General features: G+C 46.8%; 15 protein-coding genes. 9 read left to right on the forward strand and 6 right to left on the reverse strand.

Going from position 1 to position 17,418, the window contains the following annotated elements; translation table 11 throughout:
• The first annotated feature begins 2 nt into the window (after positions 1-2).
• From AAKU64_RS05210 to AAKU64_RS05225, 4 genes are all read left to right on the forward strand, one after another.
• Positions 3-1,289 (forward strand): branched-chain amino acid ABC transporter permease, encoded by a 1,287-nt coding sequence (locus tag AAKU64_RS05210; RefSeq protein ID WP_354332444.1) that lies wholly within the window; start codon positions 3-5, stop codon positions 1,287-1,289.
• Positions 1,286-2,053 carry an ABC transporter ATP-binding protein gene (locus AAKU64_RS05215; protein WP_354332442.1) on the forward strand — a complete coding sequence of 256 codons (768 nt, stop codon included), beginning with the start codon at positions 1,286-1,288 and terminating at the stop codon, positions 2,051-2,053. Before AAKU64_RS05210 ends, AAKU64_RS05215 begins: the two co-directional genes overlap by 4 nt.
• A complete protein-coding gene (locus AAKU64_RS05220; protein ID WP_354332440.1) occupies positions 2,050-2,751 on the forward strand; it encodes an ABC transporter ATP-binding protein in 702 nt (233 codons plus the stop codon). The genes AAKU64_RS05215 and AAKU64_RS05220 overlap by 4 nt, the downstream gene beginning before the upstream one ends.
• Positions 2,752-3,039: 288 nt before the next feature.
• A complete protein-coding gene (locus AAKU64_RS05225) occupies positions 3,040-5,121 on the forward strand; it encodes a 3-hydroxyacyl-CoA dehydrogenase NAD-binding domain-containing protein (RefSeq protein WP_354332439.1) in 2,082 nt (693 codons plus the stop codon).
• A gap of 398 nt (positions 5,122-5,519) precedes the next feature.
• On the opposite strand, the gene mhpT is transcribed toward AAKU64_RS05225, so the two are convergent.
• From mhpT to AAKU64_RS05245, 4 genes are all read right to left on the reverse strand, one after another.
• Positions 5,520-6,734 carry a 3-(3-hydroxy-phenyl)propionate transporter MhpT gene (gene mhpT / locus AAKU64_RS05230; protein WP_354332438.1) on the reverse strand — a complete coding sequence of 405 codons (1,215 nt, stop codon included), beginning with the start codon at positions 6,732-6,734 and terminating at the stop codon, positions 5,520-5,522.
• 154 nt (positions 6,735-6,888) lie between these two features.
• Positions 6,889-8,769 (reverse strand): feruloyl-CoA synthase, encoded by a 1,881-nt coding sequence (locus AAKU64_RS05235; RefSeq protein WP_354361587.1) that lies wholly within the window; start codon positions 8,767-8,769, stop codon positions 6,889-6,891.
• Positions 8,770-8,782: 13 nt separating this feature from the next.
• Positions 8,783-10,237, reverse strand: coding sequence for an aldehyde dehydrogenase (locus AAKU64_RS05240; RefSeq protein ID WP_354332434.1), 1,455 nt, complete (start codon positions 10,235-10,237; stop codon positions 8,783-8,785).
• 183 nt (positions 10,238-10,420) lie between these two features.
• Positions 10,421-11,254, reverse strand: a complete 834-nt coding sequence (locus AAKU64_RS05245; RefSeq protein WP_354332432.1) for a p-hydroxycinnamoyl CoA hydratase/lyase — start codon at positions 11,252-11,254, stop codon at positions 10,421-10,423.
• A 107-nt stretch (positions 11,255-11,361) separates the two neighbouring features.
• Here AAKU64_RS05245 and AAKU64_RS05250 point away from each other — a divergent pair, with 107 nt between their 5' ends.
• A complete protein-coding gene (locus AAKU64_RS05250; RefSeq protein WP_503012603.1) occupies positions 11,362-11,853 on the forward strand; it encodes a MarR family winged helix-turn-helix transcriptional regulator in 492 nt (163 codons plus the stop codon).
• A 139-nt stretch (positions 11,854-11,992) separates the two neighbouring features.
• On the opposite strand, the gene AAKU64_RS05255 is transcribed toward AAKU64_RS05250, so the two are convergent.
• Positions 11,993-12,898: a LysR family transcriptional regulator gene (locus tag AAKU64_RS05255; protein ID WP_354361589.1), complete on the reverse strand. Its 906-nt coding sequence runs from the start codon at positions 12,896-12,898 to the stop codon at positions 11,993-11,995.
• A 164-nt stretch (positions 12,899-13,062) separates the two neighbouring features.
• Here AAKU64_RS05255 and AAKU64_RS05260 point away from each other — a divergent pair, with 164 nt between their 5' ends.
• The 4 genes from AAKU64_RS05260 (at position 13,063) to AAKU64_RS05275 (ending at position 16,794) form a co-directional block, all read left to right on the forward strand.
• Positions 13,063-14,070 carry a fumarylacetoacetate hydrolase family protein gene (locus tag AAKU64_RS05260; protein ID WP_354332428.1) on the forward strand — a complete coding sequence of 336 codons (1,008 nt, stop codon included), beginning with the start codon at positions 13,063-13,065 and terminating at the stop codon, positions 14,068-14,070.
• Positions 14,071-14,156: 86 nt separating this feature from the next.
• Positions 14,157-15,116 (forward strand): ABC transporter substrate-binding protein, encoded by a 960-nt coding sequence (locus AAKU64_RS05265; RefSeq protein ID WP_354332427.1) that lies wholly within the window; start codon positions 14,157-14,159, stop codon positions 15,114-15,116.
• 26 nt (positions 15,117-15,142) lie between these two features.
• A complete protein-coding gene (locus tag AAKU64_RS05270) occupies positions 15,143-16,009 on the forward strand; it encodes an ABC transporter ATP-binding protein (protein WP_354332425.1) in 867 nt (288 codons plus the stop codon).
• The gene (locus AAKU64_RS05275) at positions 16,006-16,794 is read left to right on the forward strand and encodes an ABC transporter permease (RefSeq protein ID WP_354361591.1); all 789 of its coding nucleotides are present in this window, start codon (positions 16,006-16,008) and stop codon (positions 16,792-16,794) included. Before AAKU64_RS05270 ends, AAKU64_RS05275 begins: the two co-directional genes overlap by 4 nt.
• Positions 16,795-16,964: 170 nt before the next feature.
• Here the strand turns inward: AAKU64_RS05275 and AAKU64_RS05280 are convergent.
• On the reverse strand, positions 16,965-17,418 hold a 454-nt coding region (locus tag AAKU64_RS05280), incomplete at its 5' end, for an ATP-binding protein (protein WP_354361593.1).

Consider the following 17,418-nt stretch of genomic DNA (forward strand, 5'->3'; position numbering starts at 1 on the left):
AAATGACAAAAAATCTTAACTATAAACCTCTGAACTTAGTGCGCTGGATTATCTGGGTTGCCTTTGCCGTCATGTTAATCGTGGCGCCACTGATTTTCAAATCCGGTGGCTCGCTATCTTTACTCTCCCAAATTGGCACGCTGATGATTTTTGGCCTGTCCTTTAATATGTTGCTGGGGCAGGGCGGTATGCTGTCTTTTGGTCATGCGGTGTATTCGGGGCTGGGAGCATTCTTTTCTATCCATGCGATGAATTTAGTGACTAATGGCTCGCTGATTTTTCCTATCACTTTAATTCCTTTGATTGGCGGTGTTGCCGGTATGGTGTTTGGCGTTTTGTTTGGCTACGTCACCACCAAAAAATCGGGCACCACGTTTTCTATGATCACCTTGGGTATTGTTGAGTTGGTGTTCGCTTGCTCATTAATGTTCCCTAACTTCTTTGGTGGTGAAGGCGGCATCTCTACTAATCGTGTCATCGGCCAATCATTTTTGGGCATTACTTATGGGCCGCAAATTGAAGTGTATTACCTGATTGCGTTCTGGTTGTTTATCAGTACCATAGGTATGTACGCATTTACTCAAACGCCACTTGGTCGGCTCACCAATGCAGTCAGAGATAATCCAGAGCGAGTAGAGTTTATTGGCTACAACACACAGTGGGTACGTTATCTAACGCTGATCCTGTCTGCCTTTTTTGCAGGTATTGCAGGTGGTTTGTCTGCGATTAATTTTGAAATTGTCAGTGCAGAGAATGTCAGTGCCGTGCGTTCTGGTGGTGTGCTGCTATTTACTTTTATTGGTGGTATTGGCTTCTTCTTTGGTCCTTTGATAGGTGCCGTCTTGGGCGTCATGCTGACGGTGATGATGTCTGATTTCACTAAGGCATGGCAATTGTACTTAGGGATTATTTTTATCCTTGTGGTGATGTATGCCCCTGGTGGTGTGGCCAGTATTTTGATGATGAATTTACGCGTTGCTAAGTTTGGATTGTTTAAACGTGTCTGGTCACCGATGTGGAAATTATTGCTGGCATCCGCCATCGCGGTGATTGGCATCGTACTCGCCATCGAGATGTTATATCAGCGCACCTTAGAGGCGTCGCAAACTTCCACAATGAACCTGTTTGGCGTCAATCTCGACACAGCCTTGCCAAGTTCATGGCTGATTGCTGCTACTTTTATCGTAGTTGGCGTCGCCGGATTTATTTTTACTAAACCAACATTCCAACAAAAATGGGGCGAAGTGAATACCGAAATCGAAGAGCAAATGCGGAGGGTGCAAGCATGAGTCAGTTCTCCCTCGAATTAAAAGAAGTTAGAAAAAGTTTCGGCAAATCAGAAATCATCCGTGGTGCGACCTTGCAAGTACCCAAGGGCGAACGCTTTGCGATTATTGGACCAAATGGTGCGGGAAAATCGACGCTGTTTAATTTAATTTCTGGTCGCTTCCCGATCACTTCTGGCGATATTTTATTGAATGGTGAAAGTATTTCTGCGCTCAAACCGTTTGAAATTAATCGCCGTGGTTTATCGCGTAGCTTCCAGATTACCAATATCTTTCACCGTTTGTCTGTATATGAAAATTTGCGTTGTGCGGTGTTATGGTCGCTAGGCTACAAGTATTCTTTTTGGCATAGGCTTAATGGTTTAAAAGATGCACATGAACGTGCCGAGGCAGTGTTGGAGCAAATCGGCCTCAAGCGTCGTCGCGATATCACCGCAGGTTTGCTGACTTACGCCGAGCAACGTGCTCTGGAAATCGGCATTACGATTGCCGGTGGTGCCGATGTGATTTTGCTGGATGAACCAACGGCAGGTATGAGCCGTTCAGAGTCCGATGCTGCAGTAGAACTTATCCGCAAAGTCACCGTGGGTAAAACTTTGCTGATGGTAGAGCACGACATGAGTGTGGTGTTTGGTCTGGCAGATAAAATCGCCGTGGTTGTCTATGGCGAAGTCATTGCCTGTGATACGCCGATGAACATCCGGAATAATCAAAAAGTGAAGGACGCTTATTTGGGTGGACATGCACCTGTGGAGGCTGCAGCATGAGTGCATTGTTAGAGATAAAAGATTTAAACGCCTTCTACGGTAAGAGCCATGTGTTGCATGGCGTTGATATGGTCGTCAATCAAGGCGAAATCGTCAGTCTGCTTGGACGCAATGGCGTTGGTCGTTCTACCACGGTCAAAGCAACGATGGGACAAGTGGATTCGACAGGTTCCATCAAATTTAAGGGCGAAGAAATCATAGGTTTGAAAGCGTTCCAGATTGCACATAAAGGCTTGGGATATGTTCCGGAAAACCGAGATATTTTTCCTACCTTGACGGTAGAGCAAAATTTGATTCTGGGTGAAAAGTCCGGTAAAAAATCGCGCTGGTGTCTGGATGATATGTACCAGATGTTTCCTCGTCTGAAGGAACGCCAGCACACCGCTGCCGGGGTTTTGTCCGGTGGTGAGCAACAAATGCTGACGCTGTGTCGTACCCTGATGGGCGATCCTGATCTGATCATGATTGATGAGCCGACCGAAGGTTTAGCGCCAAAAATCGTAGAACTGGTGGCTGAGTATTTGAAAGAGCTTAAGAATCGCGGTATTTCGGTTTTACTGGTTGAGCAGAAGCTGGCAATTGCGCTGGAGATTTCGCAACGGGTTTATGTCATGGGACATGGTTGCATCGTATTTGAAGGTACCCCAAGCGAATTACGTGCTAATGATGCAATCCGTCGTGAGTGGCTGGAAGTTTAAATATACTCCATCCTAGTAATATTTAATCGTCCAATGATTCTCTGGACAATCGGCATACTTTCCTGATTTTTAAGGGGAGTATGTCGAGTGATACGTGCTTAAAAAATTTTTACTTTGAAATAATACGATCGTACTATTTTGCGGTATAGTGAAAGTCGGTTAATTAAACGCAGGCATTTTAATGTTCAGTTTTTTATCTGGTGGTCGTTTTAAGTGTCCAGATTAAATAAACAAATCAGCCTGCCGAATGAACAATATTCAATAACATTTCAACCCTTAGGAAGAGACATGAGCGCAGAATATCAAGTCAACGGTAACGTCGCCGTCATCACGCTAAACAATCCCCCTGTAAATGGTTTGGGTCACTCCACTCGCAGTGCGATTGTTGAAGGTATGAAGCAGGCCCTCAACGATGACGCGGTCAAATCAATCATCATCACTGGTGCTGGCAAAGCATTCTCTGGCGGTGCAGACATCAAAGAATTTAATTCACCTAAAGCCATGGCGGAGCCAACGCTGCACACGGTGATTAATATAGTGGAAGGTTCCAGTAAGCCTGTTATCGCTGCGATACATTCTGTCTGCATGGGCGGTGGTCTGGAACTGGCGCTGGGTTGCAACTATCGTGTCGCTATCGCTGGCGCACAAATCGCTCTGCCAGAAGTTAAACTGGGCATCTTACCTGGTGCCGGTGGCACACAACGTTTGCCACGCGTATTAGGTTTAGAAATGGCACTGAACATGATCGTGTCTGGTACCGCAATCCCTTCTGAAAAACTCGCAAAAACAGCCTTGTTCAATGAAATGATCGAGGGCGATCTGATGCAAGGTGCGCTAGCATTTGCGGCCAAAGTCGCTGACGTACGTCCTCTGCCAAAAGTACGCGACATCAAAGTCAACTACCCAAATTACGAAGCGTTTTTACAGTTCTCCCGCAACACTGTGCGCGCGATGTCGGGGCCTTTCCCCGCGCCGCTGAAATGTGTTGAAGCCGTTGCGGCTTCCATCACGCACAAATTTGACGATGGTATTAAATTTGAGCGAGAGCTGTTTCTTGAGTTGGTCCAAACCACAGAATCTAAAGCCTTACGTCATGCCTTCTTTGGTGAACGTGCCGCCAGCAAACTGCCCGATGTACCGGAAGACACTCCGGTTCGCCCGATTAAATCGGTTGCCGTGATTGGTGCCGGCACCATGGGCGGTGGTATTGCGATGAACTTTGCTAATGCGGGCATCCCAGTGCAAATTCTGGAAATGAAGCAAGAAGCATTGGACAAAGGATTAGCAACGATTCGTAAAAATTACGAAAACACGCTGAAAAAGGGCAAATTGACCCAAGAGAAATTTGATCAGCGGGTTGCGCTGATCACTGGTACTTTATCTTATGAAGCCATCGGCCAAGCGGATATCGTAGTAGAAGCCGTATTTGAAGACATGGGTGTGAAAGAGCAAGTATTCAAAAAGCTCGATGAGGTCATGAAACCTGGTGCAATCTTGGCATCCAACACCTCCACACTCGACGTCGATAAGATTGCCAGTTTTACCAAACGTCCGGAAGATGTGATCGGAACGCATTTCTTCAGCCCAGCCAATGTGATGAAATTGCTGGAAATCGTCCGCGGCAAAAAAACGGCAAAAGACGTACTCGCTACGACCTTAGCATTGTCCAAAAAAATCAAAAAAACGGGCGTAGTTTCTGGTGTCTGCGATGGCTTTATCGGCAATCGTATGATCGAACAATATAGCCGCCAGGCAGGCTTCTTGTTGGAAGAGGGCTGCACTCCGGAGCAGGTTGATAAAGCTGTCGAAAAAATGGGTTTTGCAATGGGCCCGTTCCGCATGGGTGACTTGGCTGGCAATGATATCGGCTGGTATATCCGCAAACGTCGCTATTTGGAAAAGCCAGAAGTAACCTATTCCAAAACGGCAGATCTGCTGTGTGAGTTAGGGCGTTATGGTCAAAAAACCGGTGCAGGCTGGTATGACTACAAACCGGGCGACCGTAAAGCGTATCCATCGCAAATCGTCAACGACATGATCATCAAGCATTCAGCCGATCTTGGTGTAGAGCGCCGTAAAGTCAGCGATCAGGAAATTGTTGAACGCCTGATTTACGCCTTGGTGAACGAAGCTGCACACATTCTGGAAGAGGGCATCGCTACCCGTGCTTCAGATATCGATATGGTCTACTTAACCGGCTACGGCTTCCCTCTGCATCGCGGTGGCCCGATGTTCTACGCTGACACCGTTGGTTTGCCAAACGTCGTCATGGCGATGGACAAATACGCCAAAGGTCGTCATGGCGATGCATGGAAAGTAGCGCCGTTGCTGGCAAAACTGGCAGCAGAAGGAAAAAGCTTCAACGGTTAAATGGTATTGAGTAGTTCAACTGTATTTTTAGTTGAAATTTCGGCTTAAATTTCAACTGAGATAAAAAATGCGCAGCGTAAAACCTGCGCATTTTTTTGTTTTTACAGAATCAAGTCAAGATCGTTGTGGGTAGATTGTTTGTCTGCAATACAGTACTGATACATGTCTTGATGGTTCTGTAGTTTCTCTATCTGTTACAGCTTAAAACTAGTTTGCGATACATATACTCCCCGTGGTTTTTTAAAAATATGCCTGATTGTCCAATGATTATATGGACAATAAAATATACCTACCCATAGTATATGTTTCATGCAAAGAAAGAATGTTGAAGATTATTGAGCTTCCCCAACTTGTTTTGATTGCTTAATTGAACGTTGGGGATCTGTTCTTGACTTGGCTTAACTACGGATGGCGCGCTTCTCAAACAAGACTAATGCGCATGCGGCAGCAATAACAAGACCTGGCGATGCAGCAAGCATCACGCCACCAACACCCGCACCAGTGGCGAGAATTGCCCCGGCAATCAATGGTCCGCCGACTGCGCCCATGCGCCCGATAGTCAACGCCGTGCCGACACCAGTCGCACGGATATAAGTTGAGTATAGTTTGGGTGCCAGCGAATACTGAACCAACTGAGCACCCAAAGCGCAATATCCCGCTAAGCCGCCAGCCAATACCATCACGGCAAAACTATCAGACAATCCCAAGGCTGCAAGTGACAGCAACATACCTGTATAGGTCAATACAACCACCATCGCGGGGCGGGTGCGATCGAGCAGGCGACCAGTCAACAGGGCACCTGCTGCACCACCGAGATTAAAAAATATTTGTACGATACTGGCGTGTGAGCGATCGATTCCTTGCCGCATCAGCAGAGAGGGCAGCCAATTTAATAGCAGATATAAAGTGGTGATCGTAAAAAAGAATCCTAGCCATAGTAGGGTAGTTGAGTGCCACATTTTGTGCCGGAACAGGTCACTAAATGCGGTTTGCGTAGTAGCTTGACGTTGTCCCCGACTAAGGTTCTCTTTTTGAAATGCACGAGATTCCGGTAACCAAATGAGTAATGCTATTGCGACGATAATTGGCAATAAGCCACCGATATAAAAAAGGCTACGCCAGCCATAACCCAGATTTAACATGCCAAACAGAGAGGCTAGCGCGCCGCCTAAAGGTACGCCGCAATAAGTCATGCTGACAGCTGTACTGCGATACTTTTCCTCGAAGGCTTCCGACGATAATAAGATCAGGACTGGTAGCGCTGCACCCAAACCTAGCCCCGTCATTAAGCGAGCTGCCAAAAAACTTGAATAATCCCAGGCATATACAGAAGCGAGTGAAAATACACCAAAAAGAATGACTGAGATGACCAGTATCATTTTGCGGCCGATTTTGTCCGCCAGTCTGCCGCCAACAAAACCACCGGGCAAGAGACCAAGCAAGCCAGCGCTGAACATCCATCCCATTTGTGCCGGGCTTAACTTAAATTCTGCACCGATGCCAGATGCGGCAAGACCAGTGACCTGTAAATCTAGTCCTTCTAGTAAAGCGACTATAAAACATAAAGCTATCGTTCTCACACTTCCTTGCCTGAAATTCGAGTTGGTGGTCATTTTGTCTCCTTTGGACGGCGCTTTTTGCGCCTTATATTTTGTGGATGTTTTTGTGGATATTTATGCGTGTAATTTCAAAAAACTTTTATTGCTGTTTCTGTCGTTGCCTCTACTGCTACTTTTATTTCTGTTGCGGGCTGTCGCTATACTTCGCTTAACTTGCAAGAATGCAGGGCGCATCATCACTGTCATACATCTGGTCAACCAGATCAGCACGGTTGATGAGTACGGCACGCTGGTTAATTGACCCTTTATCGGTAATTTCGCTTTTATTCAGTGATGGTGCTTCCTCCATCAGCATTAAGCGGGCAATACGAGAGGCCGATCCAGTCGCGTTTTCATTTAAACGTTTTAGTAAGTGATGGAAATAAGCGCGAACCGCCGGACTGGAAAATACCTCAGATGCATGTGCATCGGCAGTTAAACCGGCTAAAAGAATGCAATTATCCAGGCGTGGAAAAATGAACAGACCTATCGTGTCCCGGTTGATTCCAGTCACAACAACGTCTTGTATATAAGGCGCTCCCTCGCTAATCACCTTTGCCCTAAGCGGACCGACACTGACAAAAGTACCGCTACTTAACTTAAAATCTTCAGCAATCCGACCATCAAACATGAGTCCAATTTCTGGAGCTGCCGGATCGACAAAACGGACAGCGTCACCGGTCCGGTAAAAGCCTTCTTCATCAAAAGCGTCTGCGGTATTTTGGGCTGCCCGCCAATATCCCGGCATTACATGCGGCCCTTTGAAGCGCACTTCAAATTTGTCACCCAACAAGACAAGTTTTACTTCACAACCGGGCGCAGGTAATCCGACGTAACCTGCCATCATTACCGGACCTGTTGTGAAGGTACATGATGGCGACGTTTCGGTCATTCCCAGTCCGGCCATCATCCGTATCCTCTCGCCACAATGTTGTGCAGTCACGCGGTCAAGACGATTCCATGCAGCTTGAGAGAGTGCGGCTCCGGCAAAGAAAAATAATCGCATGCGTGAATAGAAGCGTTCACACAATGCACTATCTTTTTCCAGTGCCTCAGTTAACAGCTCCCATCCTTTTGGCACATTAAAAAATACGGTAGGAGAAATTTCACGCAGATTGCGCAATGTCTTATGGAAGTCTTGCGTGGTAGGTTTGCCATCGTCAACATAGTAACTACCACCATTGTATAAAGCGATACCAAAATTATGGCTACCGCCAAAAGTGTGATTCCAGGGTAGCCAATCCATCAATACAGGGTCTTGCTCACCAAAAAATGGAAACGTCTGCAATAGCATTTGCTGGTTACTGCACAGCATGCGATGTGTGGTAATTACAGCCTTGGGTGAATTAGTGGAGCCAGACGTGAACATAAACTTAGCGATGGTATCTGCAGTCACTGTTGCAGAAACCCTATCTATGCTATCGATTGGCGTTGTCAGTAATGTTTCAAAGTGACAAGTCTCGCGTCCAGCAACTGAACCCTGTTCCAGCACGATGACAACGTCTTCAGGCACAGCACTAAGAATTGCTTTACTAAATAAGCTGCCACTGCTGGCATACACCATGCCGGGCGTGACATGCTGCACCAGCTGCGCCAATTTTCCAAGATCGGTTGCGACGATAGAGTAGGCCGGCGATACCCGGCAATAAGCGATCCCTGCCAGCATGGCACCCATTGCCAGCAGCAAGTGCGGCGCATCGTTCGCTGACAATATCATTAATGGACGTTCTGCCGACAGACCAGCATTGAGCAAGGCTTGTCCAATATGCCGCGCCTGGCGGAATACCTCGCAATAAGTCAGTTTGATCCAATCTCCGTCAGCTCCTCGAGTCGCAAGCAAAATCCGATCTGGGTACTGTTCTGCACCTCGTATCAGGCAGTCACTCAGACGTTCAGGATATTTTTGTAAAGGTTCTGTGGCGTTAATACGCCATAGTCGATCAGACTCTTTTTTTACTGTTGCAATTACCTCTGCCACCGCTACCGGGCGGTACTGCGACAAGTCCAGGTGACTGGCATGTGTCGCATGCTCTCGAACGACTTGGTTCATCGTCATCTCCATTTCAGATCGGATAGTGACGACTACCAGTCTGAATGGTAATCCAGCGCAGTTCGGTGAACTCATTGATAGCAGCTGTGCCACCAAAGCGACCGTAGCCACTTTGCTTTACACCACCAAACGGCATTTGCGCCTCATCATGAACTGTGGGTCCGTTGATATGGCAGATGCCTGATTCGATACGTCTTGCCATTGCAAGGGCGCGCGTAATGTCACGGCTGAAGACTGCCGCAGAAAGCCCATAATCGCTGCTGTTTGCTACTTTAATCGCTTCATCGTCGCTACCGACGCGTAATATTCCTACGACTGGACCGAAAGATTCTTCTGTATAAAGTCGCATGGCCGGCGTCATGTGATCTACAACGGTTGCCTGTACCACATTGCCCTGATGGCGCAATGGTCCGGTAGGTAATATCGCGCCGTTAGCAACGGCGTCTTCTACTGTTGCGACTACGCGATCTGCTGCATGCACATCAACCATGCCGCCCAGAATCGCCTCTGCATGTCCAGATACTTCCGCATGCAGCGTCAAGGCCTTTGCCGTCAGTTTTTGTACGAACAGATCGGCAATCTCATGTTGAACAATAATTCTGTCGGTGGACATGCAAATTTGCCCTTGGTTAAAAAAGGCACCGAAAGCAGCTGCTTCAACTGCTTCGTCAACATCCGCATCGTTTAAGACAATCAGGGCATTTTTCCCACCTAACTCCAGTAATACTGGCTTTAAGTATTTAGCCGCTTGCTGCGCGATGATTTTCCCGACCCTTGTAGAGCCGGTAAAGTTGATACGCTTTACCGCAGGATTGGCAATCAAGCGCTCAACGATCGCTGGGGCATCCTCAGGTGCGTTGGTGATGACATTGACGACACCTTCTGGAAAACCAGCCTCCTGAAAGACTTGTCCGATTAGACTGTGTATCGCCGGACAGATTTCCGATGCCTTTAATATGACAGTATTACCACAAGCCAAAGGCATGGCGATGGCTCGCGTTCCCAAAATGACGGGTGCATTCCAAGGAGCAATCCCAACAACAACGCCACAAGCCTGACGTATTCCCATTGCCATGCTGCCCGGAACATTCGATGGAATGATGTCGCCTTTAATTTGGGTCGTCATTGATGCTGCTTCACGCAACATGCCCGCAGCGAGGGCTACATTGAAATGGTACCAACCGGGCATACCGCCCGCCTCAGCAATCGCTCTGGCTACAAATTCGCTTGCGTACCCCTCCATCACATCCGCTGCTTTGAGTAGCAAACGTCGGCGCTCCGCTGGCAGCATGGCTGACCATGCCGGAAAAGCGGATGCCGCCGCAGTTACTGCAGCATCTGCATCTTCTGGTGTGGCTGCGGATGCGATGCTGGCCAGCTCGCCGTTCGCTGGATTCATCCGTTGATAGGTAGCTTGAGTTGAGGCGGCACGAGTCGCCCCGCCAATGAATAGACGAACATTGAACATACTGAAATCTCCTCGGCAAACAGCCCGGTTGGTCTCGCCTGTATCGACAATCTGGCAGACGTACTGTCTGCCAATATCTGTCTGGCGTTATATATTTTTGAATTGTTTTGAATTGTTTTAAATTGTTTTAATCGTTTTAGACGTGCACTGCTGATCTTTTCAAATCACACTTAGCACATGTCTTCAAGCACGTTTATACGTTTGCAAACCCGGTTTAATCGTTTTTTCGTCCAGGAATTGTTTTAAACCTTCCTGGCGACCTTTTTCAGGGTCACGATGATTAGACTGATCGACTTTTGCATACAGATAGTCTTCGTTTTGCTCCCAATTGAGTTCACGACAACGTTTAAAGCCTTGTTTTGCAAAACGTAAAACCACAGGATTTTTAGCCAATAGTTTTTGTGCGAGCTCAATCACCGCCTCGCGTAATTCTGCACGTGGCACACTTTTGTTCACCAATCCCATTTCAGCTGCCTGCTTACCAGTGAAAGTATCGCCGGTCATAATGTAATGCAAGGCGTTACGATGCCCCATCGTGTCAGCAACCGCTTTACTGACTAAATTCCCGGGAGGAATGCCCCAATTTATTTCAGACAGACCAAAAACAGCCTCATCTGCAGAGATCGCCAGATCGCAGGCAACTAGCGGCGAGAACGCTCCGCCAAAACACCAGCCATTGACCATGGCGATGGTCGCCTTGTTATACATGCGCAATAATTTCCATTGCCATTGAGAGCAATCTCTGCGCATTCTTTCTTGGACGATTTCTGGCTGGCCATCGGTTTCGCGGAAGTATTCTTTTAAATCCATACCTGCTGACCAAGCGTCGCCTTCTCCAGTTAATACCAAAACATCGACGTCAGAATCTAGCTCAAGCGTATCGAGTACATCGATCATTTCGCGATTAAGTGTCGGACTCATTGCATTACGCTTGCTTGGACGGTTTAATGTGACCCAAGCGATACCATCCGCTACATCAACTTTTACAGTGCTCCAGCGCGTGTCATAATTTGCGATAATTTCTCCTCTGTTTTTATAAGGTTTAATATCAGGCTACCTGATACTTAACTTATAATATAACTATTCCAAAACAAATAACAAGAAATATTTGAAATTTTTTTACAATGAAAAAATTGACGACAATAACGACAGCAACGACACCTACAACTGATGTCAAACCAATAGGAATCGCATATCTCATTGGACGGATTGATCATGTGCTGAATCGACGGCTACGCGACAGTCTTGCTGTTTTAGGCCTGACAGCACCGCAATACACAGCCTTGTCGGTATTAAACGCACAAAGCCAATTATCAAACGCACAGTTGGCGGAGCGATCCATGGTGTCACCTCAATCAGCGAATGAGATGGTCAAGACGATGGAGAGTCGAGGATGGATAGAGCGCCAGCCAGATGCTAGCCATGGTCGTATCATTCAGATCAGCTTGACGGAATCTGGACAAAGTTTATTAAAAAACTGTGATATTGCGGTTGCAAAGCTAGAGGTTGCGATGCTTGCAGAACTCGGCGCAGATGAATGTACTGCCTTGCACGGACAGTTAAGAAAATTGTTACGGTCAATAGGGTCCATGATGATAGACCCTGCTCATATGTAAAAAAATAAATAAATCTCAAATCCTATGTCAACACACCGTAGTTCAGACCTTATGTAAATGCGTCAGCGCTGGCGTGGACTTGCACCAGGTTTGTAAAGAGGATCAGCTTTTTTACAAACTTAATGCTTAATCCTTTTCATCAAAATTGGTCATTCATTTGCTTTAAATATTGTCTGAACCAGGTCAGTGCAGGGTCTTTTTCTTTATAGCGATGCCACTGTATCATTTCTATCAGAGCAGGAATCTTGAACGGCAAGGGCACCGATTTGAGCGGTAAATAGTTCATATATTCGTCAGCTAGTTTTTTTTGTACTGTGGCAATGCGATTGGTACCGATAAGGTAGCGTGGCAGACAATTAAAACTGAGAGTAAATATCTCGACCTGTCGTTCTATTTTCATTTGCGCTAAGAACACATCGCCATGTGTGAGTCCGCGTGGCGTAACAGCTTTCACAACGACATGCCCCATACTGCAATATTGCTCTAATGAGCATTCATTCCCGACATACGGATTGTCTTCTGATACGAGGCAAACATAGCTGTCTTCAAATAAAACTTCTGCAGGATGTGTGGAAGAAATCAAACTCTTTGGCATGATGAGCAAATCAATTTCACCTCTATCCAGTGCCTCACTGTGAGTATCTGTCGGTGGCACCATATCAAATGTGATCCCTGGGGAAATTTGTTGTATTTTTCGCAGAGCGCCACTCATCAATACGGTCGATATGTAATCCGACATCATCAAAGTAAAGTTTCGTTTTGCTGTAGCGGGATCAAAATGTGGTCGCAGATCTATCGTCGATTGCACCTGCAACAAAATATCGCCTACCGAACTGGCAATCATGTCCCCCAATGGAGTGGGTACCATTTTTCTGCCGACTAATACCAATATCTCATCATCAAAATACTCACGCAATCTGGCAAGTGCGCCACTCACACTAGACGGGCTTAAATGCAACAACTGACTGGCGCGCGTAATACTTTTTTCTTTTAGTAAAACATCCAGCGCCACCAGTAAATTCAGATCTAGTCCTTTGAAATGCATGTGTATTCCTTCATTGATGAGCATTCGGTTATACCGAAAGTATAGTTCGAAACAAACGATTTCACTGAAACTTCACACTCAACTAAAGTTCGTCAAAGCGATCAATTCGTCACAAAAATAAAGATTGTGCCGACGACATCCATAAAAATGACAACGAGAGACAAATGAGATTAATCACCTACGTTTATGAAGAGCGGATGGAAATCGGCGCTCTGTTTTCTGGCGACACTTGCCTTGTCAGGCTACAGGCTGCTTTCTTCCAGCAGCATGGTAAATCAAGCTTACATTTGGCAACAATGCTCACTTACCTGGCTGGAGACAAGCTCGCGTATGAAGCCGCAATCTCAGCAATGGAATATGGAATACAAAATTCTGCCTCTGAGTTAGTGCTCAACATCACCGCGGTAAAAATGCTGGCGCCAGTTCCTACACCGGAATCGATACGGGAGTTCATGAATTTTGAACAGCACGTCATCAATGCAACGCGTAAATATGGAATGAAACCATGGCGTGCAAAACTTGATCTTTGGATAGAGAAAACCTTTGGTCGTCAACATACGCTGGCTTACACCAGCAGTCTGCCTTGGTATGAGCGGCCGGTTTATTACAAAGGAAATCGTTTTTCTGTCGTCGGTAATAACGCGGATATTGTGATGCCGTCTTACACCAACGTATTTGATTACGAACTTGAATTCGGTATTTATTTATGTAAGCGCGGGTACGATATCAATGTCAATCAGGCTCGCAGCTACATCGGTGGTTACACGATTTTTAATGATTTTTCTGCCCGTGATATTCAAGGTCGAGAAATGGGCGGACGTTTGGGCCCAGCAAAAGGAAAAGACTTTGATACCGGCAATTGTATGGGGCCAGTATTGGTCACGCCGGATGAAATTCCTGATCCCTATGCATTGACAATGAGTGCCCGCATCAATGGCGACGAGGTATCGCGCGGCAATAGTCGTGACATGTATTTCAGCTTTGAAGAAGTGCTTGCCTATGTGTCGAAAAGCGAGACTTTGTATCCGGGAGAATTTTTTGGTTCTGGCACCTGCTCTGGAGCGCAGGGCATGGGATGCGGTCTCGAACACGGTCGCTTTCTGAAGGCGGGGGATGTGATTGAGCTGGAGGTTGAACATATCGGTATATTGCGCAACAAAATCGTCGCATAGGAAAAAATAGAGCAAGAATTTGCGGTGACTCGTAGAGGTACAAAGATGCCCTCACCGCATAGAAAAATTAAACAATGGAGACAAGTATGAAAACAGTAAAACATTATTTATTAGTTGTAGCGGCAGTGGCAATACAGCTATTTAGTGCCACCACCATGGCACAAACACCCGTCGTGTTTGGTTATACCGGGATTTCTGATTTTGCCGCCGCATTTGTTGCAAAAGATAAAGGCTTCTTCAAAAAACGTGGGGTGGATGTTGAGCTTCAATTGATCACCTTAACGTCTAACATTCCGCCTGCACTGCAGTCAGAGTCAATACAGATTGGCGGTATCGCGCCAAGCACCTTGCTCATGGCGACATCGAGCGGCCTTGACTTGGTTACATTTGCAAGTGCCTCGCTTAGTGACAGCAACGCAAAAAATCCTGGGCTACTACTTAAAGCGGGCTCTGACATTCGTACTCCCGCAGATTTCGTCGGTAAAAAAATTGGCGTTCCAGGTCTGAGTGGAGCCTTGCATGTATTGATACGAAAATGGTTTTTCTACAAAGGAGTCGATGCGAAAAAAATCAACTTTATTGAAATTCCATTTCCACAGATGAACGACGTACTGAAAGGTGGAAACGTCGATGCGGTCGTGGTCGCAGATCCTTTCATGAGCCGGATCGAGCAAAGCGGGGTTGGATCAGTCTATGCCAATCTTTCAAAAGATCTGCCTGACGGTTTCTCAGTAGTGGTATATGCAACTACACGTCAGTGGGCCAAGAAAAATCCAGTTGTTCTCAAAAATATTAATGACGCTCTGGCAGAAGCGGTTGAGTTTGCTTTAGCGAATCCGCAGGCAACCCGCGGCATCATCGGGAAATATGTAAAGGTTCCACCACAAGTTCTGGAGACGCTACCCATACCCAAGTTGAGCACTGAGATTACAGCGAATCATCTTAGTTTTTGGGTGAATGCAATGCGTCAGCAAGAAATGTTCAAGACGCCAAATAAAGAAGCCTACAAGAACACGCCTGATCTTGCGTCCATCATTGTCCGGTAAGTTTGCGTTGAATTGGAGACTTCATCATGAGTGCATCAGTTCTGGCATTGCGTACCAATGCGGCTGTCAATTATCCGGCTGCCAGCAGCCAAACCTCAGTCAATACAGAAAATAACCCAGCGCCAACTATTCTTAGATTCAACAAAGTTTCATTAGATCTTGGTGGCCGCCGCATTATCAACGAACTCGATTTCTCGATGGCGAAGGGAGAATTCGTTTGCGTAGTCGGCCCCTCAGGTTGTGGAAAGACGACTTTGCTGCGCTTGATGACGGGGTTGATTACGCCGAGTTCCGGGCAAATATTACGCGGCGATAGCGTGATCACCGGACCGTCCAGAGACGTTGCCATTGTTTTTCAGGATTATGGCAAAGCCTTGCTGCCATGGCGTACTGTCGCGGGAAACGTGGCCTTAGCTTTAGAGGCGATGGGAATGCCGAAGGTAGAGCGTTCTGATCGGATCATGCGCTTACTTGCCAAGGTGGGTTTATCCAAACATGCCGGGAAATATCCTGCAGAGTTATCCGGTGGCATGCAGCAACGAGTACAAATCGCACGTTGTCTTGCGCAAGAGCCAGCCATCCTTCTGATGGATGAACCCTTTGGTGCGCTTGATGCGATGACTCGTCAAGGTTTGCAAGATGAATTGTCCGACATTGTTGCAGAGACTGGCACAACAGTGCTGTTTATCACCCACGACTTGGAAGAGGCGATTTACTTAGGGGATCGCATCATCGCCTTGCGTGCTAATCCGGGGCGTAGCCAAACCAGTTTAGCGCAATCACTATCCGTGTCGCTCCCTCGTCCCAGAGACCAGTTGACAACGCGAGAGGATAGTAATTTCTTAAAGCTACGTCGTGAATTGTTTGATTTTATTCAGGAGCATCACGAATGAAATCACAGTCACAACAACTCAGGCAGCAGTTAGCGTTTCTACGCGGATGGGTAGTTCCTTTTAGTTTACTGATTATTGCTGAAACGGCGATGCGGCAGTCTGGCATACAAAGCGATGCCCTTGCAAAGCCGAGCGATGTCATCGTTGCTTTAAAAAATGCAAGCAATGAGGGAGATTTGTGGCGAGCGACAAAACAAACGCTTGGTGCCGCATTGGCAGGTTTGGCGTTGGGTGGTGGTGTTGGTCTGATGATTGGGTGTTGGTTCGGCTTATCGCCCATTTCTTCGCGTTTAGGTGCTTTAACTGTGCAGTTGCTTATGCCCATTCCGTCGGTAGCATTGATACCCATTGCAATGATGATTTTTGGCTTTGGGTATCGGATGGAAATCATCGTCGTTGCATTCACTTGCTGCTTTCCCATGCTGATATTGACTAAAAATGCTGTAGGTCATGTTGAACGTCAATTATTGGATGTCGCAAAAGTCTTGGGACTATCAAGCCATGATCAGGTGAGAAAAATTATTTTTCCGGCGGCATTGCCACGAATTTTTATCGCATTTCGACTATCAGCAGGAATAGCGCTGGTGGTAGCAATCACGGTTGAAATTGCGGCGAATCCTTACGGACTTGGTTACGCAATGATGTCGGCACAACAGAATCTACAGCCTCAATTAATGCTGGCACTGTTGGCGTGGATAGGCTTGATTGGCTGGGCGATGAATGCATTTCTCGTTCGCTTACAACTCCGTCTTTTCTCACCTCGCATGATAAGAGCAGCAGGATGAATCATTTATCAAACTCATCATTCCGGCTCTTGTGCCATATCGGTAGCGTGTCTGTAACCATAGCCTTGCTTGGTCTTTGGGCATTGATTGCCGAGAAACAGTGGATATCTCCCGTATTTTTACCCGGACCTGCAGCCACATGTCAAACAGCGTTCAATATTTACCACCTGTCAGCGTCCAAATTTTTCCACTTTATCGGCTTGTTCAGAACGATTTTTGCTGTGCTTAAATCGGTAAGAATCGTTCCCGGTTTCCAAGATGTCGCAATGGTGCGTAACACGGTCAAGCAAAGCGGTAGTCATTTTTGCATCACCAAAGACCTGTACCCACTCGCCGAATGACAAATTGGTCGTAATGATGAGCGAGGTTTTTTCATAGAGATGGCTGATCAGATGGAACAGCAATGCACCTCCAGAAGCGGGAAACGGCAAATATCCCAGCTCATCTAAAATGACAGCGTCCATCAGGCAGAGCTGTTTCGCCAGATTGCCGACCTTTCCCTGACTCTTCTCTCGTTCCAACTGGTTGACCAGATCGACCGCATTAAAGAAACGCACCCGCTTGCCATGATGGATTGCCGCGACACCGATGGCAGTGGCCAAATGCGACTTGCCGGTGCCAGTA

Origin of the sequence: Undibacterium sp. GrIS 1.8, assembly GCF_040544445.1 — a bacterium.
Taxonomy (GTDB): domain Bacteria; phylum Pseudomonadota; class Gammaproteobacteria; order Burkholderiales; family Burkholderiaceae_D; genus Undibacterium.

What these genes read in the sequence shown, in the direction of transcription:
- AAKU64_RS05210 (WP_354332444.1), top strand. Translation starts at nt 3, where the DNA reads ATGACAAAAAATCTTAACTATAAACCTCTGAACTTAGTGCGCTGGATT.
- AAKU64_RS05215 (WP_354332442.1), top strand. Translation starts at nt 1,286, where the DNA reads ATGAGTCAGTTCTCCCTCGAATTAAAAGAAGTTAGAAAAAGTTTCGGC.
- AAKU64_RS05220 (WP_354332440.1), top strand. Translation starts at nt 2,050, where the DNA reads ATGAGTGCATTGTTAGAGATAAAAGATTTAAACGCCTTCTACGGTAAG.
- AAKU64_RS05225 (WP_354332439.1), top strand. Translation starts at nt 3,040, where the DNA reads ATGAGCGCAGAATATCAAGTCAACGGTAACGTCGCCGTCATCACGCTA.
- mhpT (WP_354332438.1), bottom strand. Translation starts at nt 6,734, where the DNA reads ATGACCACCAACTCGAATTTCAGGCAAGGAAGTGTGAGAACGATAGCT.
- AAKU64_RS05235 (WP_354361587.1), bottom strand. Translation starts at nt 8,769, where the DNA reads ATGAACCAAGTCGTTCGAGAGCATGCGACACATGCCAGTCACCTGGAC.
- AAKU64_RS05240 (WP_354332434.1), bottom strand. Translation starts at nt 10,237, where the DNA reads ATGTTCAATGTTCGTCTATTCATTGGCGGGGCGACTCGTGCCGCCTCA.
- AAKU64_RS05250 (WP_503012603.1), top strand. Translation starts at nt 11,362, where the DNA reads ATGAAAAAATTGACGACAATAACGACAGCAACGACACCTACAACTGAT.
- AAKU64_RS05255 (WP_354361589.1), bottom strand. Translation starts at nt 12,898, where the DNA reads ATGCATTTCAAAGGACTAGATCTGAATTTACTGGTGGCGCTGGATGTT.
- AAKU64_RS05260 (WP_354332428.1), top strand. Translation starts at nt 13,063, where the DNA reads ATGAGATTAATCACCTACGTTTATGAAGAGCGGATGGAAATCGGCGCT.
- AAKU64_RS05265 (WP_354332427.1), top strand. Translation starts at nt 14,157, where the DNA reads ATGAAAACAGTAAAACATTATTTATTAGTTGTAGCGGCAGTGGCAATA.
- AAKU64_RS05270 (WP_354332425.1), top strand. Translation starts at nt 15,143, where the DNA reads ATGAGTGCATCAGTTCTGGCATTGCGTACCAATGCGGCTGTCAATTAT.
- AAKU64_RS05275 (WP_354361591.1), top strand. Translation starts at nt 16,006, where the DNA reads ATGAAATCACAGTCACAACAACTCAGGCAGCAGTTAGCGTTTCTACGC.